Origin of the sequence: Actinoallomurus sp. CA-142502, from assembly GCF_050936355.1 — a bacterium.
Classification (GTDB): domain Bacteria; phylum Actinomycetota; class Actinomycetes; order Streptosporangiales; family Streptosporangiaceae; genus Actinoallomurus; species Actinoallomurus iriomotensis.
Genome location: NZ_JBNJMY010000001.1, coordinates 810162 through 832140, shown reverse-complemented (window position 1 = coordinate 832140; position 21979 = coordinate 810162). Strand labels below are relative to the sequence as shown.

Annotated in this window: 19 protein-coding genes and 1 pseudogene; 8 read left to right on the top strand and 12 right to left on the bottom strand. The window is 69.2% G+C overall.

What is annotated here, in order from left to right:
* Positions 1 to 44 precede the first annotated feature (44 nt).
* From ACQEV1_RS04440 to ACQEV1_RS04425, 4 genes and pseudogenes are all read left to right on the top strand, one after another.
* The gene (locus tag ACQEV1_RS04440) at positions 45 to 266 is read left to right on the top strand and encodes a hypothetical protein (RefSeq protein WP_433391502.1); all 222 of its coding nucleotides are present in this window, start codon (positions 45 to 47) and stop codon (positions 264 to 266) included.
* Positions 263 to 1723: pseudogene (locus ACQEV1_RS04435) on the top strand (carboxylesterase/lipase family protein). The gene ACQEV1_RS04440 and the pseudogene ACQEV1_RS04435 overlap by 4 nt, the downstream one beginning before the upstream one ends.
* A 261-nt stretch (positions 1724 to 1984) precedes the next feature.
* Positions 1985 to 3262 carry an AAA family ATPase gene (locus tag ACQEV1_RS04430; RefSeq protein ID WP_285633337.1) on the top strand — a complete coding sequence of 426 codons (1278 nt, stop codon included), beginning with the start codon at positions 1985 to 1987 and terminating at the stop codon, positions 3260 to 3262.
* A gap of 42 nt (positions 3263 to 3304) precedes the next feature.
* Complete coding sequence (locus ACQEV1_RS04425) at positions 3305 to 4408, top strand: hypothetical protein (protein ID WP_285633340.1); 1104 nt, start codon at positions 3305 to 3307, stop codon at positions 4406 to 4408.
* A gap of 52 nt (positions 4409 to 4460) precedes the next feature.
* Here the strand turns inward: ACQEV1_RS04425 and ACQEV1_RS04420 are convergent, their stop codons facing one another.
* From ACQEV1_RS04420 to ACQEV1_RS04405, 4 genes are all read right to left on the bottom strand, one after another.
* Entirely contained in the window at positions 4461 to 4985 is a 525-nt protein-coding gene (locus ACQEV1_RS04420) for a hypothetical protein (RefSeq protein WP_433391498.1), read from the bottom strand.
* Positions 4982 to 5995, bottom strand: a complete 1014-nt coding sequence (locus ACQEV1_RS04415; protein ID WP_433391495.1) for a hypothetical protein — start codon at positions 5993 to 5995, stop codon at positions 4982 to 4984. The genes ACQEV1_RS04420 and ACQEV1_RS04415 overlap by 4 nt, the downstream gene beginning before the upstream one ends.
* Before the next feature lie 83 nt (positions 5996 to 6078).
* The gene (locus ACQEV1_RS04410) at positions 6079 to 6966 is read right to left on the bottom strand and encodes a sigma-70 family RNA polymerase sigma factor (RefSeq protein WP_433391492.1); all 888 of its coding nucleotides are present in this window, start codon (positions 6964 to 6966) and stop codon (positions 6079 to 6081) included.
* A 129-nt stretch (positions 6967 to 7095) separates the two neighbouring features.
* Complete coding sequence (locus ACQEV1_RS04405; protein WP_285633352.1) at positions 7096 to 7413, bottom strand: hypothetical protein; 318 nt, start codon at positions 7411 to 7413, stop codon at positions 7096 to 7098.
* 264 nt (positions 7414 to 7677) lie between these two features.
* On the opposite strand from ACQEV1_RS04405, the gene ACQEV1_RS04400 reads away from it, so the two are divergent.
* The gene (locus tag ACQEV1_RS04400; protein ID WP_433391489.1) at positions 7678 to 8784 is read left to right on the top strand and encodes a hypothetical protein; all 1107 of its coding nucleotides are present in this window, start codon (positions 7678 to 7680) and stop codon (positions 8782 to 8784) included.
* Between the two features lie 52 nt (positions 8785 to 8836).
* Here the strand turns inward: ACQEV1_RS04400 and ACQEV1_RS04395 are convergent, their stop codons facing one another.
* The 4 genes from ACQEV1_RS04395 to ACQEV1_RS04380 all read right to left on the bottom strand — a co-directional run bounded on the left by ACQEV1_RS04395 (position 8837) and on the right by ACQEV1_RS04380 (position 12957).
* Positions 8837 to 10303, bottom strand: a complete 1467-nt coding sequence (locus tag ACQEV1_RS04395; RefSeq protein WP_433391486.1) for an FG-GAP-like repeat-containing protein — start codon at positions 10301 to 10303, stop codon at positions 8837 to 8839.
* 143 nt (positions 10304 to 10446) lie between these two features.
* A complete protein-coding gene (locus ACQEV1_RS04390; RefSeq protein ID WP_433391483.1) occupies positions 10447 to 11502 on the bottom strand; it encodes an SDR family oxidoreductase in 1056 nt (351 codons plus the stop codon).
* 71 nt (positions 11503 to 11573) lie between these two features.
* The gene (locus tag ACQEV1_RS04385; protein WP_285633365.1) at positions 11574 to 12146 is read right to left on the bottom strand and encodes a TetR/AcrR family transcriptional regulator; all 573 of its coding nucleotides are present in this window, start codon (positions 12144 to 12146) and stop codon (positions 11574 to 11576) included.
* 64 nt (positions 12147 to 12210) lie between these two features.
* Positions 12211 to 12957: a hypothetical protein gene (locus tag ACQEV1_RS04380; RefSeq protein ID WP_285633369.1), complete on the bottom strand. Its 747-nt coding sequence runs from the start codon at positions 12955 to 12957 to the stop codon at positions 12211 to 12213.
* A 297-nt stretch (positions 12958 to 13254) separates the two neighbouring features.
* On the opposite strand from ACQEV1_RS04380, the gene ACQEV1_RS04375 reads away from it, so the two are divergent.
* The 3 genes from ACQEV1_RS04375 to ACQEV1_RS04365 all read left to right on the top strand — a co-directional run bounded on the left by ACQEV1_RS04375 (position 13255) and on the right by ACQEV1_RS04365 (position 16848).
* Positions 13255 to 14439 carry an NlpC/P60 family protein gene (locus tag ACQEV1_RS04375; protein ID WP_285633372.1) on the top strand — a complete coding sequence of 395 codons (1185 nt, stop codon included), beginning with the start codon at positions 13255 to 13257 and terminating at the stop codon, positions 14437 to 14439.
* A gap of 101 nt (positions 14440 to 14540) precedes the next feature.
* The gene (locus ACQEV1_RS04370) at positions 14541 to 15059 is read left to right on the top strand and encodes a hypothetical protein (RefSeq protein ID WP_433391478.1); all 519 of its coding nucleotides are present in this window, start codon (positions 14541 to 14543) and stop codon (positions 15057 to 15059) included.
* Between the two features lie 52 nt (positions 15060 to 15111).
* The gene (locus tag ACQEV1_RS04365; RefSeq protein ID WP_285633379.1) at positions 15112 to 16848 is read left to right on the top strand and encodes a type IV secretory system conjugative DNA transfer family protein; all 1737 of its coding nucleotides are present in this window, start codon (positions 15112 to 15114) and stop codon (positions 16846 to 16848) included.
* Here the strand turns inward: ACQEV1_RS04365 and ACQEV1_RS04360 are convergent.
* The 4 genes from ACQEV1_RS04360 to ACQEV1_RS04345 are packed head-to-tail and all read right to left on the bottom strand — an operon-like array spanning position 16845 to position 21939.
* Entirely contained in the window at positions 16845 to 18425 is a 1581-nt protein-coding gene (locus tag ACQEV1_RS04360) for an ATP/GTP-binding protein (protein WP_433391474.1), read from the bottom strand. The genes ACQEV1_RS04365 and ACQEV1_RS04360 overlap by 4 nt on opposite strands.
* A complete protein-coding gene (locus ACQEV1_RS04355; protein WP_433391471.1) occupies positions 18422 to 19894 on the bottom strand; it encodes an SCO6880 family protein in 1473 nt (490 codons plus the stop codon). Before ACQEV1_RS04355 ends, ACQEV1_RS04360 begins: the two co-directional genes overlap by 4 nt.
* Positions 19895 to 19910: 16 nt before the next feature.
* Entirely contained in the window at positions 19911 to 21281 is a 1371-nt protein-coding gene (locus tag ACQEV1_RS04350; RefSeq protein WP_433391468.1) for a hypothetical protein, read from the bottom strand.
* Positions 21282 to 21327: 46 nt separating this feature from the next.
* Positions 21328 to 21939 (bottom strand): hypothetical protein, encoded by a 612-nt coding sequence (locus ACQEV1_RS04345; RefSeq protein WP_433391465.1) that lies wholly within the window; start codon positions 21937 to 21939, stop codon positions 21328 to 21330.
* Positions 21940 to 21979: the final 40 nt, after the last annotated feature.

The window sequence follows — 21979 nt, the reverse complement described above, 5'->3', positions numbered from 1 at the left end:
TGCGGCCGTCACGGCCGCCGAACCGGACGGAGAACCGAGCCCAGATGAAGTTCTCGATCGTGCAGATCATCGGCGTCGCACTGCTCGTACTGGGAGCGCAGGGCGCCATCCGGCTGCTGGCCGACCACCACAACGCCGGGTTGCTGCGCTGGCTGCCCGGCGGGTTCGCGGCGCGGCTCGCGTGCTACGCGGTGGCGACCGTCGCCGGAGTGCTCCTGGCCGCTTGGGCAAGCACCAGGGGCAAGCAGAGTGGGCACGGCGAATGACCGGTTGGACGGCCACGGCCACGCGGATGCTGACCATCGCGGCGGCCGCAGCGGTGCTGGCGGATTGCGGCACCGCCGCGCCGGCCGACCACGGTTCCGGCCCTGTCGCCATGACGGTGTCGGGCGAGGTCCGCGGGCTCGCTCTGGATGGAGTGCGCCGTTTTCATGACATCCCGTATGCGGCTCCGCCGGTCGGGGAGCGGCGCTGGCGGTCACCGCAGCCGGTTAGCGGCTGGTCAGGCACCCGCGACGCGACCAAGCCCGGCCCGGCTTGCCTGCAGCCGGATGCACCCGACATGCCCAAGGGCACGCCGCAGAGCGAGGACTGCCTGACCGTGGAGGTGACCACACCAGCCCGCGACCGCCACGCCAGGCGGCCGGTCCTGGTGTAGCTGCCCGGCGGCGGGTTCATCACCGGCGCCGGGTCCGCCTTCGACCCGACCAGGCTGGTGCGGACCGGCGACATCGTGGTGGTGACGGTCAACTACCGGCTCGGGGTGTTCGGTTTCTTCGCCCATCCCCAGCTTGGTGACAGCAACTTCGGGTTGCAGGACCAGGTGGCGGCGCTCCGCTGGGTACATGCCAATATCGCCCACTTCGGCGGCGACCCGGGCAACGTCACTCTGGCCGGGGAGTCGGCCGGTGCGATGAGTGCCTGCACGCTGATGACCTCACCGGCCGCCCGGGGACTGTTCCACCGGGCGATCGTCCAAAGCGGCTCATGCCTGACGAGTCATCCGGCCGGAGCCATGGGCCAAGGCGTCGCCGCGATCTCCTCCTGGCACCCGATCACCACGATCCAGAGCACCGGCCAGGCGCTCGCCAAGCAGCTGTCCTGCACTGACGTGGCCTGCCTGCGCCGTACGACCGTCGGCCGGCTCCTGCCCTACACCGCCCGATTCTCGTTGGTGGCCTACGGCACCGATCTCGTCCCGCGCGAGCCGGCCAAGGTGTTCGCCGCCGGCCAGGAGGCGGCCGTGCCGCTCTTGCAGGGCAACACCGACGACGAGCATGTCGAGTTCACCCTGGCCGCCTATCCCGAAGGAATCACCCTCCGTCAGTACCCGGCCCTGCTGAAGACCGCCTTCGGACCGACCGCCCCACGCGTCCAACACCGCTATCCCGCACAGCGGTTTCCCTCTCCCACCGCGGCGGCCGGCCGGGTGTTCAGCGACAGCGACTGGAGCTGCCCCTCCTGGAAGTCCGGTCGGCGACACGCCAGGAGAGCAAGCACCTACGCCTACGTCTTCACCGATCCGTCCGCCCCCACCACCAGCGGGCAGCCGCTGCCCGACGATGTCCGGCCCGCGACCACGCACGGAGCCGAACTCTTCTCCCTGTTCGACTTCCACGGAGCCCCCGGCCTCACCGCCGCCCAGCGACGCCTGGCCGGTCAACTCATCGGTTACTGGGCCCGATTCGCAAAACCGGCAACCCCAACGGCGCGGGCGCGGTGACCTGGCCACGTCTGGCTGCCACAGACACCGCGCTCCAGCTGGCTCCCAGCGCTGTGCGACCGATCAACATCAGAACCTCCCACCACTGCGACCTCTGGCCCTGAGCGGGTGTCCTGAAGGCACGTCAGCGTACCGTCCGGCCCTCGGTTCAAAACATCCGGCGATCGGTGCTGGCGGCGGGCGCACTCGGCCGCACAGTCGGGAACTGAGGGGCTATCCGCCCTGAACGGCCGGCCGACGATGGGAAGTACCGGGGACACTGTGAATACGACTGCACCGAACCTCGTCGTGGCGGGGGGCACGGACATCGCGCACGAGCTGCGCGGGACGGGCCGGTTCCCCGCGGTGTTCAACGTCTTCTCCGCGAGCGAGCTCCGCGCGCTGTCCCGTAGCGGCCGGGTCAGGCTCCCGGCGGCGTTCGTGTTCGCTCCGCGTTTCGCCGAGGACGTCGACGGGGCCGGTGTGGCCGTCCTGGCGAACGGGCTGGCCGACATCGGGTTCAGGGTCGTGGTCCACGACTCCTTCGTCGAACGGGGCGACCGCTTCGGCGCGAACGTCCGCATCACCGGAAGCCGGCAGCCGATGCCGGAACTGCTGGCGTTGCTCGGCGCCGCCGGGCGGAGCCCCCTACCGCTTCCCGCCCCGGCCTCCGACGGACCTCCGGGCCCGCTCTCCGGCCCTCGTGCGGGCGGACGGGTCATCGCCACCGCCGCGGCGAAGGGCGGCGTGGGCCGGACCAGCCTGATCGTGAACCTCGCGGTCCACGCCGCGCGGTCGCTGCGGTCGGCCGGCCGTACGGGACGGACGGTGCTGCTGGACACCAGCGTCCAGAAGGCCGACGTCGGACGGTATCTGAACGTCAGATCCCCGACGATCCTCGACCTGCTCCACGCGCCCGGACCGCTCTCCCCGGACACGGTGCGGGACCATCTCGCCCACGTTCCCGACCTGGATCTGTACGCGCTGCTCGGGCCACCGGATCTCACCAGTGCCGATCCCGCCTCGGTGGGCTCCGCGCCGTACCTGCGGATCATCGCTCTGCTGCGGGAGGTGTTCGACTACGTGTTCATCGACACGCCGGTCGCCGAGCCTCATCGCACAACCCTCACCGACCTGATCCTGCGTGAGGCGGACGCGGTCCTGGTCCCGGTCGAACCCAGCCGTCCGACGCTGGAGACCATCCACTCCTGGCTGGAGAGGATCACCATGCCGCCGTCCTCACGCGGCGGCGGTGTCGCTCCCGAGAAGCTGTCGCTCATCCTCAACCGGGCACGCGCCGACGTCGGCTGCGGCCCGGAGGAGATCATGCGCATCATGGACGGTTGGCGATTCGTCGGAAGGATTCCCCACGACCGCGAATGGACGCGCGCCGTGAACGGCGGAAAGTTGGTCGCGTCCAACGGTGACCCGGAGCTGGACGCCGTCTTCGGCGGCATCCTGCGGGCCGCCACCGAGGACCCGGTGTTCGCCACGGCCATGGGATCGCCGAACGGCGGCGGGGGCAGGCGCCGGGGGATCATCGGCCTGCCCATCAGGTGATCGACGGCTACCGTCACGTTTCTTCGCGGAAGGATCTGCCCCATGTCAGCGACACAGCCCCCCACTCCGGCGACGGACTTCTGGAGCGCCCTCGGCGTCGGGAACGACACCCTGGACCGGAACGAGACACCGGACCACCAGGCCTCCCCGGCCGCGGGGACGGCTGCCGATCCGGAGGCCGAGCCATCCGAGCAGGCCGAGCTCGATCTGGAGGCCACCGTACGGGACTGGGCGTCGATGTTCACCGGTGATGACGGTCCTCCGGAGGACGACACGGCCGAGGCGGAGGAGGTGACGCCGGCCGCGCAGGACGAGGACACGGGGCCGGATCCGGAGCCGCACGTCCTGGCGGAAGCACCGGAAACGGAGCCGTCCGACGAGCTGTTGTGGCCTCCCCGCTCGCCGTCCCCGCCGTCCCCGAGCCCTGCCGAGGAGGAGCGGTCCGTCGCCGCCGTCGCGCAGCGCGCGCCCGAGGCGCCGCAGGTCCACGCGGACCCGGCCGAGACCCGGATCCTGCTGGCCAACGGGCAGAGCTTCCGCCATCTCTGGCTGGACGAACGCGTCGACGAGGTGCACATCCGCGGTACGCAGGTGAGCGTGTGCGGGACGCTCGGCGTCTACCAGGTTCCCGGCTTCGGCAGCCTCACCATGGCGCACCGGGCGATCGCCGCCGTACGCGAGGAGGCGGGAGCGGTCGTCACCCAGATCGGTGACTCCGTCGTGCTCAGGCGCTCCCGGCGAACCGGCCCGGCCCTGCCCACGCTCGTCGCCGCGGGCGTCGTCACCGACGACCAGCTCGCCGAGGTCAGAACGGCGCTGGAGCGGACTCAGGCGGTGGTCCTGACCGGGCCCGCCGCTCCGGTCATCATGCGTTCCTTCACGGCGCTGCTCCCGAAGGGCAGCCGGGTCTTCGAAGGGCCGTACGCGGCCCTGCCCGCCTGGTGCGTCGCTGCGGAGAGCCCGCTGGACGCCGACTACGTGGTCGGAGTACGCCCGGGTGCGCCGGCCGAGGAGATGGCGGCGATGGGACAGATCGGTGCTCTGATCGCCAACCCGGAGACGGCGTTCGAAGCCGCGGTGCGGTTCGGCGTGCAGGGAAGGTCCGCAGCGCCCGAGAAGCTGACCTCCGGCCATCCCCATCGTTGAGTCGTCGTGAGTCTCCCCGTTCCGGTACCGGTGTGGGGCGACTCACCACGGCTCACGCGTCATAGTCGTAGATCTCCAGAACCCGGGCACGCGTGGCGACTCCGCGCAGTGGCGCGATGAGGCGACTCAGTGCCACCCGGCGTGCCGTACCGGGCAACTGCCGTACCGCGGTGGGCCGCCGCGGGCCGCCGTCCGTCCCTTGCAGCTTGAAGCCGTAGGCCGGATCGACCCAGACCCTGCCGTACGGCGTGTCCATGACCGCGACCGGCTCGTCGGCGGGCGCCGCGGCGAGCTCCCAGAGTTGCCACCCGGTGCGGAGGGTGGCGTCGGCGAAGGCCGTGACCTGGTCCAGATCGCGCCGAAACCGCGGCACCTGTGGACCACTCAGTAAGGTCGGCCGGCGGACGAGCGGGGTCGCGTCGTGGCAGCCCAGCCGGAAGGCGATCTCCGCCACCCGGTTCAGCACACTGCGATGGACCAGGACGGTGTCCACGCCGTCGACCACGACGATGGCCATCCCCAGCAGGCCTTCCGTGGATGCCGGTGCCTCGTGCCCTCTGCGGGTGACCCTGTTCACGCGTCCTCCCGCACCGCGCACATGTCGACCACCCGATCAGAGTCCAGGATGAAGGAGGCCGCCTCGTCCGGGGTGATGCCCAGCACGTCGAGGGCCAGCCGGATCGGGCCGAGTTTCTCGGCGTCACAACCAGGGCACCGCGCGCGGTTGTCGGAGTACACGTGCATCGACGAGTCCTCGTCGCCGTTCCAGTGCCGGCTCGGGCGCGGGCATCGCCACTCGTCCCGATCCGGTCCGTCGGATGACGAGCCGAGCCGGCGCAGCAGCGTACGGATGTCCACCGCGTCGGCCTCGCGGATCCGCTCGTCGTGGTGAGAGCCGGACTCGGTGTCCTCCCCCTGTTCGAGCCGGTACCGGACGGCCTCCTGCCGGACCTTCTCCAGGTCGATCCCCTGCTCCGGGTCGTCTTCGGTGACCGGGACGGGCTCCTCGCCGGTGGACAGGAAGGGGAACCGGTCGTCGGAACGCCTCCGAAGCGCCGCGACGAGGACGAACATGGCGAGCGAGTCCCGGGACGAGTCCGGTGGAACCATGCGGAGCCGTTCCGCGTACCGGATCACGGTCGCGGCCTCCGGGCTGACGAGTCCCGGTTGGCTCGGCCCCAGCGCGACGCAGCGGACGCCGTCGGCGAACGGCTCCCCGACCTGCGCCCAGACGAGGGCCTCGTCGGGCTCACCGGCGTCGGGGAACGGCCCGCCGTCGTGGTGGAGCCGGGAGAACCTCAGGATCACCCCATCGGCGTACGCGTCGATCCGCCGCCCGGCGAATCCGCACAGGCCCGCGTACGTCACGAGGCCGTGACGGCCCGCCGGCGCGAGGAAAATCGCCGGGGAACGGAAGTCGGCAGCGGTGAGCCCGCTGCTCCGCATGGCGCCGACGGTCGAGGAGATGACATCGCCCTCCTCCAGGACGAGATCGACCGTCCTGACTCCCTCCGGCGCCGGTGGCGAGCCTTCGGTGCGAATGGCGAGCGCGTAGTCGGTCAGCGTGGGCATGGGTTCGGATCTCACGACTCTGACCGTCCCGACAGATGGACGACCCGCATATCCCGGTCACGGCTGTCAGCGGATGGCGCCCGGCTCATCGCGCCCCGTCAAGCCGTGTCCGCGAAGGGCTCGTGGAGCTTGCTCAGCGCCTTCTCCTGAATCTGCCGTACGCCCTCGCGGGACAGGCCGAGCTGGTCACCGATGATCCGGAGCGATTCCTCCGACTCTCCGTCCAGCCCGAACCTGCGGGTCAACACGTACCGCTCGCGGGCGTCGAGTCTCGGCAACCCGCGGTCGCTGAGCGCACGCAGGTCGAAGCGGAGAAGCACCTCGTCCTCCACACTCACCGCAGAGTCGGTCAGCCGCTCCGCCCACGGCATCTCGTCCGCGTCGTGACCGGCGCTCAGTGCCTGAAGGCTGTCCAGCCGCGGCGCGTTCAGGACACGGCGCGCCTGCCCCTCGGTCACCGCCGCACGCCGGGCGATGTCGGCGTAGTCGAGCGAGACGTCCGCGCCGGACGCCTCGACGAACTCACGGGCGGCGGCGAGGATGGCAGGCCGTTTCTCGAAGTCGCCGGGGTTGAGGTTCGGGTGGTCGGCGTCGCGCACGGCACGCAGGACCTCCCGCTGGATCGGTTTGAAGGCCCAGGTCGAGAACGAGCCCAGCGCCGGGTCGTAGGAGGAGATCGCCCACAGCAGACCGACCTTGCCGGCGCTCTCGAAGTCCTCTCGATGCTCGGTGCCCTTCGCGGTGAACGTCGCGACGTACCGGCGCACGAGACCGTAGTTGGCGGTCATGATCTCGTACGTGAGGTCCTCGTACTCACGCTCCACCGTGCGCAGTTCGAGTTCCGCGGACGCGTCGGCCTCGCCCGCTGCGATCTCCGCACGCAGGATCTCGAGTCGTTGTTGGAGGTGCCTCCGGCGGCCGAACAGTTCGCTGTTGCGGCTGCGGTGATCACGGGCGTCGAGGCGGTCGTTATCGCCCCGCTTCACGATATGCATGGTCCGTCACCCCCACCGCTTTCATTTCTTAAATGACTTCTCCGAGAACTACCCAAAGACCCTAAGGGCGACGGATTAAATCACGATGTAGCAGTGATTAATCATCCCTGGCGGGGACCTTCAGCAGTACACGCGCACCATGGTGGCCAGGTTGGTGCCGTCCAGCGTCCGCTGCGACCACGGCGCGACGTAGTCCCATTTGCCGTTCTGGTAGTAAACAGTGAAGCCGTTGCCGTAGGCGATGGCGTAATCGAAATAGTCGTGGAGCGAGCTGTCGCCGCACCGTTCCACGTTCCAGTAGGAGTTCTCTACGGGGATCCTGTGTCGAATACAGGCGTGCCCATAGTCACACCCGTAATTCCAGTACGTGGGGAGAGCGGGGGTCGTCGATGCGGCCTGAGAGGGCGCCGCGAACAATCCGATCGCGGAAGCGGCCATCGTGGCACATGCAAGAAGTTTTGCGAGACGACTGGGCATGACTTTTGGTTCCTCCTGTTACGGGCACGGCAAGCCGCACATGATTACGCAGAGTTTGCCGTGTGCCCCTGGAGGCTCAACGTACGAGGCGAGCAGGGATCCGCTCGAACGTTTAAACAAATATGGAACCATTCTTCATGACCTGCCGTGACGACCGGCGGGCGATCCGTGCCGAGGCGCCGCTAGGCTCCTCCAGCACTGCGGTTTCGCTGGAAGGTGTTCGTCATGGCGCATCTGCCGGTCTCAGGGGAACGCGGGTACGCCGGCCTGCGGCCGAATCCCCTCACGCCCGAGGATCAGGTTCGGCTGCGTGAGCTGGCGGAGCGATTCGGAATCCCGGAGCGCACCGCCGATCTCCTGACGATGGCGCAGAACGGCATCCTGATCCGTCCGCCCGCCGACGGCGAGGAGACCTCTCTGGAGCGGACGCGAACGGCCGGGCCCCTGTCGCTGCCCGCAGGCTTCCGCTGGCCGCACGTCCACTGGGACCGGATCGACGACCACCCGGACATGGACGACCTGGTCCCGCTCGGCGCGCTGGTCTGCCAGTGCGACTGGTCGACCGGCTTCCCGCTGGAGAGGGAAGAGCACGGCCGGCTCGTCCACCGCGACCGGCTGCCGTCGCTGCTGCATCACATCATCCAGCTGGACCTGGCCGAACTGGCCCCGTACGACATCAACGGCCTGCTGCCCCGTACCGGCCTGCTCCAGGTCTTCGCCGGCCGGACGACCGACGCGGCGGGCGTGGGCATCGGCCACGTCGAGTACCTGCCCGACGGCAATGATCCGGCTCTGGTCCCGTTCGACCTGCGCGACCGGGCCGACCCGGCGGTGTCCGCCGCCTGCGAGTGGCGCCGTTCCTGGCCGAACGAATACGGTCATCGGCCGGCCGCCCTGACCGCCCAATGCCTGTCGACGCTGCCCATGTACGTCGGCCCGGTGCTGGCCGGCGGCCGGCCCGACGAGGACTGGTTCGACGACGACGAGGACCTCGACGACGAGGACCTCGACGGGGAGGACCGGCTCGGCGGCCGGGACTGGCCCGGTGACGAGCACGGGGCCGGCCTGAGCGCGCGGCTCGGCGGAAGAGAACACGGCACGGGCTTCGTCGGCGGGGAGTTCCGTCTGCTCGGCCACCCGCAGGACTTCGACAAGGAGTTCTACGGCGGGTACCCATGGCACGGGCTCGACCCGACCATGCCCAGAGGCGCCCAGATGCTGGTGGGCTGGGTCGACCCGGGCACCGACAGCCCGGCCTACGTCTACGTCGACGACGGCGCGCTCGCCCGAGGCGACTTCAGCCAGGTGACCGTGGAGTTCACCCAGCAGTGAGCCCCGCGCCGGTGGTCCGGCGCGGGGCTGTGGGGATCGGCGAGCTGCCGGCTCAGCCGTTCCAGCCGGAGGTGAGCTGCTGCCGTGCGGCGAAGCCGGTGGCGCGGCCCGCGTAGACGTACATCACGCCGGTGTTGCTCTGCACGCCCAGCAGGTCCGGGGCGCCGTCGCCGGTGATGTCGCCGGTGTAGGTGAGCGAGCGGATGCCGCCCCAGCCGGAACCGAGCTCCTTACGGGTGCCGAGCGCCTTCGACGCGCCGGGGTAGACCCACAGCGTGCCGTCCGAGATGCGCACCGCGATCAGGTCGGGCTTGCCGTCGCCGGTGATGTCCTTGACGCCGACCAGCTTGTTCATGCCGTTCCAGCCGCCGGTACCGATCTTGATACGGGTGCCGACCGCCTTGGACGCGCCCGGGTAGAGCCAGAGCGTGCCGTCGGACTTCTTGGCGGCGATGAGGTCGGGCTTGCCGTCACCGGTCAGGTCGCCGATCCCGGTGAGGTCCTTCATGCCGGTCCAGCCGCTGTTACCGATCTTGATGCGGGTGCCGAGGGCGTTCGTGCCGCCGGGGTAGAGCCACAGCGTGCCGTCGGACTTCTGGACGGCGACGAGGTCGGACTTGCCGTCGCCGGTCAGGTCGCCGATGCCGGTGAGCTCGGTCATCCCGTTCCAGCCGCCGGTACCGACCAGTCGCCGGTTCGCGGCGTCCAGCGTCGGGCCGGGGTAGAGCCACAGCTTCCCGGTCGCGCGTTCGGTCGCGACCACGTCGGCGGTGCCGTCTCCGGTCAGGTCGCCGAGGCTCGCCAGGTCGGCGTCGGTGTGGCCGGTGACCTTGTACATGCCGCCGGGCTGCATGTCCGCGGCGAGCTTGGCGGCGGTGATGGTGTGCGAACCGCCGGTGGCCTTCCACGGGTCCCAGACGGTGATCGTGCCGGCGCTGCTGTCGTAGCCGTACGCGATGATGGCGTGGCCGACCTTGGAGCCGGTCATGCCGGAGTTCCAGGGCAGCTTCTCCATCCACACGCCGAGGATGGGCGCCCGCTTGAGCACGCCGACGTCGTAGGAGACCTGCGACATCATGCTCGACGCCGTCGAGGCGTCGGAAAAGCCGTAGCTGTAGCCGAGCGGGTCGGCGTAGTTGTTGACGACGGGCAGCGCCTGGCTGCCGGACGTGCCCTTGGCCGCCGTCGTGCCCATCTGGGTGGCCAGGGTGTCCTGGCTGACGGACACTCCGAACGTCGACAGGCTCATCGACGCCGAGGTGGGCACGCACTTGTAGTTCGTGTTCTGGTACTGGCCCGTCAGGGACAGCTTCGCCGAGGAAGGGGCCGAGGCGGTGGCCGCCGCCGCGACCTTCGGGGCCATGAGGGAACGCGTCGCGTTGACGACGGCGTCGCCGCGCGGCGGACGGGGGGCCGTGGACGCGTCGGCCGTTCCCGCCGTTCCGGTCACTCCTACGGCCGCCAATGCGAGCGCGGCCACCGGGACCACCCACGGCAGGCGCCGGCCGAACGACTTCATGGACTCTCCTCGCATTCGGGGGAGCGCGGCCTGCTCCGCGAAGGGCGGCCACGCCACGAAAAGACCGGCGGGCGCGGGCACCCGCGTCACCGGTCAAGATCTTCGACGCCGTCACAAGATACGAGGTTCCCGACTGTTCGTTATCAGCGGGGCATACTTGGGCGCTCCGCCACCAGGCGGTCGGCCCAGCGGCGCAGTGCCGGTTCGATCGGCGGGAGGCGCAGCCCGGCCGCCTCGGCCACGCGGCGCGCCGAGCGGGTGTCGTAGCGGTCCTCACTCAGGAAGGTGAGGGTCTCCGGCTCCACGCCGGTGAGCCGGGACGGCAGCCGGCGCACCAGGCCGACCGGAACCATCAGGCGTGGGGCGCGTACGCCCAGGTGGTCGGCCAGCAGCCGGACCAGGTCCCGCAGGTACGGCGTGTCCTCGTCGAGGACCCAGTGCGCCCCGCCGGGCTCCGGGTCGTGCTCGGGCACCGCGGCCATGAACCGGGCGAGATGGTCCACGGTGACCACCGGAACGAACGTGCGGGCCGTGCCCGCGAGGGCGGGAAGCCGGCCGGCCCACAGCTGTACCACCAGGTCCGCCAGGCCGATGTACTGGCCCGACTCGCCGGTGACGGAGTGCCCGATCACGGTGCTCGGGTTCACGACGGTGAGCGGCAGGCCCGCACGTGCCGCGAGCTCGCGGACGGCCGCGTCGCCCTCCACCTTCGACGCCTCGTAGGCGCCGCGGACGCGGTACAGCTCCTCCGACTCGGCCGCGGGCAGGGGATACCGGGTCGCGGCGTCCGAGCCCACGCGGTACCCCGACACGTGGACGACCCGCCGTAGGTCGCCCCGGGTCGCCGCCCATCGCACCACGTTGAGCGCGCCGTCGACGTTGGCGGCGCGCGCCTCCTCCCGGCCGAGCCCGAACCGGAACAGCGCGGCCGCGTTGAACACGTCGCGCACGGCCCCGAGCCGCGCGTCGTCGGCGCTCGACAGGCCCAGCCCGGCGGCCGCGATGTCGCCCGGGACGACCATGAGGTCGGCCGCGTCCCCGCCGTGTTCGCCGATCCACTCGCGAAGCCGGTCCGCTCGCCCGGGAGAGGCGTCGCGCAGGACGGCGGCGACCGGGCGGCCCTGGCCGAGCAGTTCGAGCAGCAGCCACCGGCCGATGAAGCCGGTGGCGCCGAGCACCACCGCGTCAGGTGTTCGCACCGAAGATCCTCCCAGTAGACCGATCTACATATTCCATGGACATGGCGATTCCCTTCGGGCGGACCGGCCGGTCAGCTCGCCAGGAGCGTACGGACGCGGCGGCGGGCCTGCTCGACCGGCGTGCGACTGCGGTGGGCGCGGGCCAGGACGAGCGCGCCCTCGACGAGAGCGAGCACGGTCCCGGCCAGCTCTTCCGCCTCCTCCGGCGGGCGCCCCTCGGCGCGCAGGGCGTCGGCGAGTGCCCGTTCCCAGGCGCCGTACACGTCCGCGCAGATGCGTCGCAACGGTTCGTGGGTGGCGGAGACCTCCAGCGCGACCGTCGCGACCGGGCAGCCCTTCGCGTAGTCCGCCGCCTCCATCCGGTCGGCGAGCGCGCCGAGCAGCGCATGGACCAGGTCGACGGCGCCGGCCGCACCGGAGCCCAGCTCCCGTACGAGCGCGTCGATCTCCTTCCCCGCCCGCGTGAGCGCCTCGCCGACCAGCTGGTCCTTGCCGCCGGGGAAGTGGTGGTACAGCGAACCGCGGGGAGCGCCGCTCGCCGCGAGCACCTCATTGAGGCCGGTGCCGTGGTACCCCTTCGCCTCGATCAGGTCGCGCGTCGCCTCGATCAGCCGCATACGGGTCTCGTCGCCCTTGACCGCCATGCGAGCAATCTAGACCGATCTACATATTTCTGTCCACGTCGGCGCGCCCAGCCTCCGTACGGGCTCAGGCCGTTTCGGCGGCCAGCCGGTCCAGGGCGGGCCGCAGGTCGGTGCCCGGTGTGACGACCTGGACGGCCAGGCCGGTCAGCCGGCCGGCGAGCCGGGCGTTCAGGCTCCGCTCTCCGATGTCGCCGGAGAGCTGGTGCGGCTCGACCACGACGACCGCGTGCTCACCCTCCACGAGGAGGTCCGCGACCTCGACCGGCATCATCGCGTTCGTAAGGAATGTGGCACGGTCGTCGGAGTGTTCGACGATCTCCAGTGTCTCGCTGCCGAAGGCGCGGTTCAGCAAGCTCTCGACGCCCTTGACCCGGGTCGCGCCGGGACCGACGCATGCCCGCCTCGCGTCGACGCCAGGGACGGTGGGAGCCACGGCGATCTTCGTTCTGGTGCCGGCGGCCCGCGCGATGGCCTTGATGACGACCTTGCCATCGAGGATCTCCCCCACGAACCCCGTCAGGAGGCGTTCGACCAGTTCGTGCGAGGTGACCGAGAGCATCAGCTCTCTTTCGTCGGACACGCCCACGACGAGCGCGATGACGGTGTCTCCCGGTGCCGGTACGGGCGGAGCGGCTCCCGCGGAAAGCTCGTGGGCGACGCTGCGTGGCAGCAGCGCGTCATGAGCCCGGCCGGTTCCGGCATCGTAGACGGTGCAGGTGAACCCCTCCGGGCCGCGTGACTTGATGTGCGCCGTCACGGCCTTCCCGAGGAGCGGCGGCTCGAGGTCGGGATCGCTCAGGATCGTTCGCACCGTCAGGGGGTCCTCTCGCCTCACGAACCGTTCGCCGGTCCTCTTCCCTAACGTCCGTCAGACGCCGGAACGGCAACCACGACCTCGCCCGAGCGCGAAGGGTGTTGCGCATCCGGGCGATGGCCGCACTGTCTGATCCGGATAGGGCGGGAGGTGAAGCATGCCGGAAGAGTCGCCGATGCGCCTCACTCGGGCGTCCGGTGAAGCACCGTGAGTGCGGGCACTTCAACGCAAGCCGGAACGGGGCACGGTTTCGCGTGGATGGTCGGCTTGGGGGTCGGCGCTACCGGGCTCGTCATGACGTCGATGCTTTTCGTCACGTTTGTGGTCTTTCTTCAGACGGAGTCCAGTTCGCTATGCGGCGGCTCCGGGCCTTCCGGCGATTCCGGTGATTCCGTGACGGCGGTGCAGGCGAAGGCTGCGCCGTCGGCGGGCGACATACCCGAGAACTATCTTGCTCTGTACCAGAAGGCCGGAGCAGAGTGGAACATCCCCTGGAACATCCTCGCCGGAATCGGGTGGATCGAGACCCACCACGGCACACTTCAGGCGCGGGGTGTGCACTCCGGAGAGAACTTCGCGGGGGCCGGAGGGCCGATGCAGTTCCTGCAGCCCACGTTCGATCGGGCGGCAGTGGACGGCGACCACGACGGCGCGACGAGCCGATACGACCCGGCCGACGCCATATTCAGTGCTGCCAAGCTCCTCAAGCTCCACATCTACCCGGGCGGGAGCGACGCAGAGCTCAAAAGCAGAACGCTCACGGACGCCCAGATACACCAATCAATATTCTCGTACAACCATTCTGAAGCGTACGTCAACGACGTCCTGGCGGCGGCGAATCGCTATGCGCAGGGTGGTTACACCAAGACATCGGCCAACTTCGCGGGCATGGAATGCGCCCTGGGGATATCCGCGATGAGCAGCTCCTTCGGTCAGAGCATCGCCGACGGGGCCGCATATTATGCGAGACGGGACCAGGGCGGACCGAATCCCAGCCGGTGGGTCGGCCGGCTGATCCCCTATTCGTGGGGCGGCGGCGACCTCGACGACGGTCCCAGTTACGGCATTCAGCAGGGTGCGTACACCAAGGGATTCGACTGTTCAGGCCTCGCCTGGCACGTGGTCTACATCGCGTCCGGCAAGAAGATCGTTCTCCCTCGTACGGCGGACGCGATGTACGAGAGCAACAAGGGAGTCAAGGTACCCCGCGACCAGCTGGCGCCCGGGGATCTGGTCTTCTTCAACGGGCTGAGCCATATGGGCATCTACTGGGGCGTGTACCAGGGTAAGCACTGGTTCGTCGAGGCCCCGGACACCGGCCAGTTCGTGAAGTTCAGCGTGCTCGACGGCAGGTCGGGTTATGTGGGAGCGCTTCGGGTGACGCCGCCGGCGGACATGGCGAGCCCGTCCCCGAGCTCCTCGGACTGGATTCGTGCGATGCCTCCGCTCGGAGCGGGGACCGGCGGTGATGTGACGTGACCGGCACGTCGGCGACGGGAATCCGTTCCGTACTCTGCGTCGTTTCGGCGGCCGCGCTTCTGGTCGGCTGTGGTGGCGAGAGGCGGGCACGGCAGGACCGCGTGCGGTCCGATCCGGGCGCACCGACGGTCGTTCCGACGGCCGGCGGCGGTTCACCGTCGCCGGCACGGAGTCCCCACGTACCCGGTGGTCTTCCGGACCGGCACCGGATCGACCAGAAGGACGCGACGGCGGTGTCGCGGGCCGCCCTGACCGTCATGTACACGGTCGACAGCACCGTCGACACCGGATTGCGCGACGCGCGCCTCCGCGCGGCGGCCTACCTCACCTCCGGCTACACCACCGTGGTCGAGGGGGAACCCGAGCAGTACGTGCCCGAGGAATGGCGGCGGCACCGGGCCTACCTCGCAGTGCGGCTCCGACCACTCGTCCGGGAGACCGGGGCGCCGCACGACCGGCGGACCGCCGCCTATCGCCAGTGGGAGATGACCACGGTCCCCACGGGACGCGACCGCTGGCGCGGTTCGTCCAGCGCGTCGGTGGTCTTCATGTCCCTCGCGAGGTCATCCGAGCGCGCCCCCTGGCGGGTCTCCGATGTGACCGTCGCGGACGACGGATAGTCCCTGGACAGGAGAGCGGCCGAGGCCGCTCGGGATCGAAGAGAGGAGCCCGATGAGTGATACCGATGACGATGCGGCGTACACCATTTTTCTGGGTATCGCCTTTGTCGCCGTCCCGGGCGGAACATGCAGCTTCATGACCTGGCTGGCGGGCCAGCTGTCCGGTCTTCTCGCGAGCGGTGCCTGGCCGGACTCCAGCCCGACGGACTTCCTGAAGGTGGCCTTCCACTTCGTGCGGAACCCCGGCGATCCGCGGAGTGCGTGGCCGCCCGCCGCGGCCGCCATGATCGGTCCCACCGCGCTGTTCTTCGTCTTGCTGATCGTGCTTCTCCTCATCACGGCGGTGGTGCTCTACGTTCTGGCGCGGCTGCTTCTGAACTGGCGGCGTCACCAGCCGTACCGTCGGCTGCGGCTGGGCTTCGCGTCCGGCTGGGAGGTCCGCAAACTGCTGAGCGCGCGTACCGTCCAGAACAAGGCGCGGCAGGTCCGGCCGGCCACGGGGAATCGGTCCGCGCGCGAGGTGAAGCCCGAGGAGGTCGGTTTCTTCATCGGGCGGGACATCAGGTCCCGGCGGAAGCTGTACATGTCCCTGGAGGACATGATGATCGTCGTCGCGGCGCCGCGGCAGGGAAAGGACGTGCACTTCGTCACGCCTTTCACCATCGACGCGCCGGGTCCCTGCATCGTCACCTCCAGCCGGCGGGAAACGTTCGTCAACACCGCCATGATGCGGGCGCGGTACGGCGAGGTGTATGTGTTCGACCCGTTCAACTGGACCGGGTGGCCGAATCGGCTGCGCTGGTCGTTCTTGGACGGGTGCCAGGACATCAACGTGTGCGCGGTCAGATCCGGAACGCTGGCCCAGACGAGCGGTTTCGAGATCGCGGGAAGCGGAGCCACCAGGACCGCGGGTGTGGTCACCATCCTCCGCTGTCTGTTGCACGCCGGCGCGATCGGCGGGCTCACCATTCGTGACGTGGTGCGCTGGGTCCACGAGGCCAACAGCGATGAGGCGCTGGACATCCTGCGCCGGGGCGAGAGCGAGGGCAGGGCGACTCCCGGGTGTGCGGCACAGCTGGAGTTCGCCGGCCAGGACAAGAATTTCTGGTCCGGTGCGATTCAGGTCATGAGCTGCTTCTCGATTCCACAGATTCTGGATGACCTCTCGCCGTCACCCGATGAGGCGTTCGACTACAAGGAGTTCCTCAAGGGCCGCAACACCTTGTACTTCGTCAGCAAACAGCAGAGCGACTACGGCGGGATCGCGCCGATCGTCACCACGATCGTCGAACAGTTCTTCCGCTCGGCCCGTGGCGCGGCGATGAGGCAGCCGACCGGTCGCCTCGAACCGCCGCTGACCTTCGAGCTCAACCAGGTGACCGACATCTGCCCGATGCCCGGCCTGCCGACGTACATGGGCGAGTCCGGTGGGTACGGCATCAGCGTCCACGCCTATCTGACGTCGTTGGCGGACGCGCGTAAGAAGTGGGGATCGGACGGAGCCGCGCGCCTGTGGGACAACGCCACGTTCCGCGTCATCTCCGGCGGCACCGGTACGGCCAAGGACCTCGCCGAACTCTCCGAGCTCGTGGGCAAGCACGACGGGAGGCCGGCGCTGCAGCCCGAGGAGATCAGGACCATGCCGTTCGGCCGCGCCGCCGTCGTCGCGGGCACGGCCCGTCCTGTCGAGATGTGGCTCACTCCCTGGTGGAAGCGCAAGGACCAGGAGGAGATCGCCCGAGGCAAGCAGGCGGTCGAAGCGATGATCCAGGACTACAACGCGTCTTAGGGCCGCGTCGCTCTCGTCGTCGAGTGGATCCAGCGCTTGTTGGTGTCGTTGACGTCCGCCTCGACGGCGGTGAGCTCGACCTTGAACGGGATGCCGGGGCGGCCGCCCACTTTGACGAGGAACTTGCCGCGGCCCGGGGGTTCGTTGTCCTGGTTGAGAGTGGGATCCCAGGAGGGAGGTGTCGACCAGTCGACGATCATGCGCTGTTCGATGGAGGACATCCGTACCACTTCGTTCACCATGGGCATCTCGGCCTGCGGCAGCCCGCCGCAGATCACCATGCCCGCGCGTTCGGCGAAGCCCTTGGCCTTGAGCCGGTCGGCGTGGTCGGCCAGGGCCAGCAGGTCGGCCATGGTGTGTGTGATCATCACCTGTCCCAGGCCGCGCTGCCGGTTGAGGCGGGTGAGGGCGTCAACGCGGTCCACCAGGCCGCGTCCGGACCGCAGGACCCGCCAGAGCTCGTCCAGGACGACGAAGAAGTGCCGCTGAGGCGCCATGCCCTCGTCGGCCAGCGCATGCATGGCCTCCACCGCCCCGAACCCGTCCGACCAGCACGCCAGCAGGACGGCGGCCTGGAGTTCGGCGTCGGCGTCGTCGATCCCGCTGATGTCGATGCAGACGCCACCGGGGTTGTCCAGCTGGAGCGGGGTGGTGGTCTGGTGCGCGAACGTCTCCCCCATCGGGCCGTCGAGCAGCCCGAGCAGCGATGCGTGCAGCGGATCGGAGGCCCGGCGGTAGCGATCCTCGTTCCCCCGGGACAGGGTGACCGCGCGGACGCGTTCCGGTCCTTCGTCGATCACCCTGATCAGGTCGGGCAGGACGGGTACGCCCTGGTGGCGTTCGTCCAGCACCCGCAGGGCGGCGTTGAGGATGGTGCGTTCGGTGTCCGCGATCGGAGCCCCGCGCACGATCGTGACCAGCGCGGAGACGATGTTCAGCCGCCGGCCGTGCGCCTCGGCGGTCAGCCTGGCCCGGGCCGGCTCGGGAAGCCGGGCCGCCACGGAGGCCGTCGCGCCGGGGTCGAGGACGTTCAGTGATCCCAGTCCTCGGCCGAGCCTGATTACCTGCCCGCCCATCGCCCGGATCAGGTCGGCGTAGTCGGGTTTGAGGTCGCCGAGCACCATCGGGAACACCCCGTACCCGGCCAGCCCCACCACCATCCGGCGGACCAGGGTCGACTTGCCCAGCCCGGGCTTGCCCAGCACCAGGGCGGACGGGTTGTGGATCAGGTTGGCGCGCTGGAACCACGAGATCGGATCGCAGCACAGGGCGGTACCGGTGATCAGCTGCCGGCCGAGCGGCACGCCCACCATCGGCGTCCCCGAGCCGGCGCCGAACGGCCACAGCCCGCACACCTGAACGGTGGTCCCGCGCCACTCCGGAGGCATCTCCACGAAGGAGGCGCGCCCGCCGCCCCGGCCGGTGAACCCCCGGTATCCGGGCTTGCGCTCGGTGTTCGCGGGCTTCCGCTTCTTCTTGTCCTTCTTCTTGCCCTTCTTTTCGCCCCCGACGTCGGCGTCGCGAACGGTCGTCTCTCCGTCCGCGGCGTCGAGGAGGTGCTCCAGCGAATCGTTCACAGAGACTCCCTCACGACGGCGGGCACCTGAAGATGATCGGGAAGAACGACGCCGACAGGCAGGGCCGCCGCGAACGCGGACGCCTGCGATCCGTACATCCGGCGCAGCCGCAGACGCGCGGGAGGCGCGAGGGTGTCGACGGCGGCGGCCGCGAGCGGAAGTTCGTCGGCCGAGCGTACGGTGGCGGTGACGAGGATGGTGAACCGGGTCAGCCCCGCGCCCCGGGCCTCCTCAAGGGCCGCCTGGTCGCTGCTGACGACGGCGACCTCGTCTCTGGCGGCGCCGTTGAGGCGGAAACGCGTGTCCTTGCGGTCCCGCTCCACGATGGTGGCCGCAGTGGCCGGATCGTAGGGGCGGTAGAGGAAGGTGACGCGCTTACGCGCGATGTCGTGGTGCGGTGACACCAGCCCCGTCATCACGCTGGACAGCACCTCACCGCGAGGCGCCTCCGACATGCCCCAGGTGATGGAATGGCCGCTGTCGTGGACGTAGTGATCCCAGAGTTCCTGCGTCGCGACCGGCCCGGCGTCCTCCCAGCGCGTTTCCTGGCCTTCCGCGCTCTCCAGATCCGACTGCGAGTCCGGATCGTAGGCCATGCGTACGACCCGGGTGAGGTGGTCCGCGGTCACCGGGCGAGCGGTTCCGGCGCCGGTCATCTCCAGCGTGGAGGTCAGCCCGGGGAGACGCATCCCGATCTCCCGTGCCATCTCGTCCTGGTCACGGCGCTTTCCTCCGGGACGTGCCGTGGCCGCGTAGGTGACCGCGATCCAAGTGGAGACCCGTGCGCTGCCCCTCGGGTAGTTCCAGACGATCTCTTCCAGGGCCGCCCTTGCCAGCTCCGGTGCGTTCGGGTCGATGTTGGCGCTGACCTCGTTCCGCAGGCGGGTCCCGAGGTCCGGGACCGTCTCGATGGTCACGCTCGCGCCGACCAGTCCCGGCTCGAAGCCCAGCGCGGCGAGCCAGTGCCCCCAGTAGGCGACCCAGGAGTCGATCTGCTCCTGATCGACCAGCGCCGCGCCGTCGGCGCTGCATTCGAACACCGCGGTGTAGTGCCCGGTGGACGGCACTACGACCATGGCGAACGGACGTCCGTAGGAATCACGCGCCTCCACCAGCCGAGACTGGGCGAGCAGCCCGGGAAGCCGGTGCGAGCCGGAAGCGACGACGCTCAGCGGCCCCGAGCGGTAGAGGTGCCAGCCGCGGGAACGGCCCGACCACCAGGCCACTCGGGCCGTCATCTTCTGGAGGGCGGTCCGGCCGTGCTGGTCCTGGATCACCAGCGGCAGCATGACCAACCCCAGCACCACGGTGCTGATCAGCGCGGGCACGATGGACACCATCGCGATCAGCGTGACCGTGACCATTCCGCCCATGAGGATCATGGTGCCGATCAGCCCGAGGCGCCCGATCCCCGGCGAGACCGGCTTCCGCCAGTTTCCGTACGTGGGTTCACGGTAGTCCGTTGGCACTTGGCAACCTCAATTCCTATACGACGCTGCTGCCGGAAGGACCGCGCGGAGGGGCCGGCCGAGGGTTCACAGGCCTGGAGGTGGTGGCGCCGCTGGGCGTGCCGGCGCGGTTGGCGGAAGGCGACGGCGGAGCCGGCGACGAGGGCGTGCTCGGGGGTGGTGGGGGGTCTGTAGATGGCGGCGCGCTGGGAGCCGCATTCGAAGGAGCACCCGTAGGGGTAACGGGAGAAGGGGCTGACGGGCTGCCCGCAGGGGAACCTGGTGCACCACCTGGGGGATTCTGGCCGCCTTGCGGTCCCTTGGGGGTCGGGGAGCCCGTAGGCCCGTTGGGACCCGAAGGGCCGGTAGGGCCGTTGGGACCTGGAGGGCTCGGCGGGCTCGGAGGGTTGCCGTTGGTCTGACTGGGGCCGGGACGGTTGCCCGGAGGTGGTGAGCCACCCCCGGGTCGGGCACCACCGCTCCCCGCGGCAAGCCCGGCGGGCCGGAGAATACTGGCGCCTTTGCCGACGTTGAGCGCGGTGCTGCCGAATACGAAGTGACCGATTCTACGCAGGGCGGTTCCGGTACCGTCACCGATGTTGTTGGCCCGCGTGACCTGAGAATCGACCGCGCGCATGGTCGCGGGCAGCGCCACCACCGCGCCGATACAGAGGAACATGCCCATCAACTGATCCACAAAATATGCGGACATCAGCATGCGCAGGGCCCCGGCGTAGATCGTCGCGGCCACGGGCTTGAACAACTCGAACGATATCAACCAGATGAGGAGCCTTCTGTAGGCATTATCTCCGTACGGGCTGAACCTGGAGGCCGCCGCCACCGGGAGTACTGCGACGATGAGCACCAGGCCCGCGTTCCTGAAGAACATCAGCATGAACTGGATGAGGGACGCGATGATCGACGCGGTTCCGGTGAAGAGTATGAGGAGCCAGGCGCCGGTGCCTCCGAAGTCGATATTCGAGGTGCCATCCGCCCAGTTGTTCCACCAGCTGTCCGGCTTGCTGTGCACCGCCTCGTTCAGGATCCACGTGGAGTATGCATCTCCCGCCAGAGAGAAGAGGTTGATTCCAGCGGCAAGCGTGAACACGATGATGACCAAAACGAAAAGTTGAGAAAATGCTTCCCGGAAGGCCTCACCCTTACGTTGGATGGCCACTCTGCCGGCCGCGACGATAAGTCCGACGATGGCCGAAACCATGGTCAGCCATCCAGTGCTGTCCCGCAGGAAGACGAGCACGCTGCCTTTCTGGTCACTGAGCCCAGGGGTCGGCACGTTGATCCACCACGCCAAAAGGTAACGCAAGAAGGTGACCGAAGCCGCCGCGACCTGCTCTGTGAGCCAGCGGGCGAGAAGAGTGAAAAGTTTGATCGTTTGATCGAGGAGCATAATCAGTCAGCTTCTTTACCGGGAAAGGCGAGCCGGTGATCGGCTGCTACAGAGCGGCGCGGACGATGGATGGTGCGACGGCCAGCATGACGCAGCAGAGGAACAGCAGGCCCGCCACCCGCAGATGGCCGCCCCCCTCGCCCGTTCGGTAGGTGACCGCCATGCGCAGGCCGAGCCAGATGATCGAACCGACGACCAGGGCATAGACGAACCAGGACACCCAGCTGACGACCGTCAGTACCGGACTGGCGATCGTCGAGGGGGGCTGCTGTTCCGACGGACGGGGCATGTTCGTCGGTATCGGATCGGCGGGTGGCGGGGTGATGGGCGGGGAGGGGACGTGCTCGTCTTTCGGGTCCGGAGCCGACTTCTTGTCATCGTCCGGGCAAATACCAGACAGAATCCCGGGCATGAAATCCTTGCACCAGCTAGTTTTCTTCTTTGTTGCCACAGTCGACACGGTTGAGGAACAAGAGTCGACGAACGGGTTACTCTCACGGCATGGGCTGTCGGTTTCCACGGCGGCGGCAAGCTGTATGTCTCGAACGGACGTCCGGGATTCTTCCGGGGAGTAACGCTGCGCGGAGACAGTGACGCTGATCGCCCCTATTGCGATGGCCAGGGCGGCAAACCTGACCGATCGGCACGCGCGCCGCATCGTCCTCATTATTTGAGGCCGGCGATGGTGGAGACGAATG

What these genes read in the sequence shown, in the direction of transcription:
- ACQEV1_RS04395 (WP_433391486.1), bottom strand. Translation starts at nt 10,303, where the DNA reads ATGAAGTCGTTCGGCCGGCGCCTGCCGTGGGTGGTCCCGGTGGCCGCG.
- ACQEV1_RS04345 (WP_433391465.1), bottom strand. Translation starts at nt 21,939, where the DNA reads ATGCGGCGCGCGTGCCGATCGGTCAGGTTTGCCGCCCTGGCCATCGCA.
- ACQEV1_RS04405 (WP_285633352.1), bottom strand. Translation starts at nt 7,413, where the DNA reads ATGGCCGCTTCCGCGATCGGATTGTTCGCGGCGCCCTCTCAGGCCGCA.
- ACQEV1_RS04385 (WP_285633365.1), bottom strand. Translation starts at nt 12,146, where the DNA reads ATGGCGGTCAAGGGCGACGAGACCCGTATGCGGCTGATCGAGGCGACG.
- ACQEV1_RS04365 (WP_285633379.1), top strand. Translation starts at nt 15,112, where the DNA reads ATGAGTGATACCGATGACGATGCGGCGTACACCATTTTTCTGGGTATC.
- ACQEV1_RS04350 (WP_433391468.1), bottom strand. Translation starts at nt 21,281, where the DNA reads ATGCTCCTCGATCAAACGATCAAACTTTTCACTCTTCTCGCCCGCTGG.
- ACQEV1_RS04440 (WP_433391502.1), top strand. Translation starts at nt 45, where the DNA reads ATGAAGTTCTCGATCGTGCAGATCATCGGCGTCGCACTGCTCGTACTG.
- ACQEV1_RS04400 (WP_433391489.1), top strand. Translation starts at nt 7,678, where the DNA reads ATGGCGCATCTGCCGGTCTCAGGGGAACGCGGGTACGCCGGCCTGCGG.
- ACQEV1_RS04425 (WP_285633340.1), top strand. Translation starts at nt 3,305, where the DNA reads ATGTCAGCGACACAGCCCCCCACTCCGGCGACGGACTTCTGGAGCGCC.
- ACQEV1_RS04375 (WP_285633372.1), top strand. Translation starts at nt 13,255, where the DNA reads ATGACGTCGATGCTTTTCGTCACGTTTGTGGTCTTTCTTCAGACGGAG.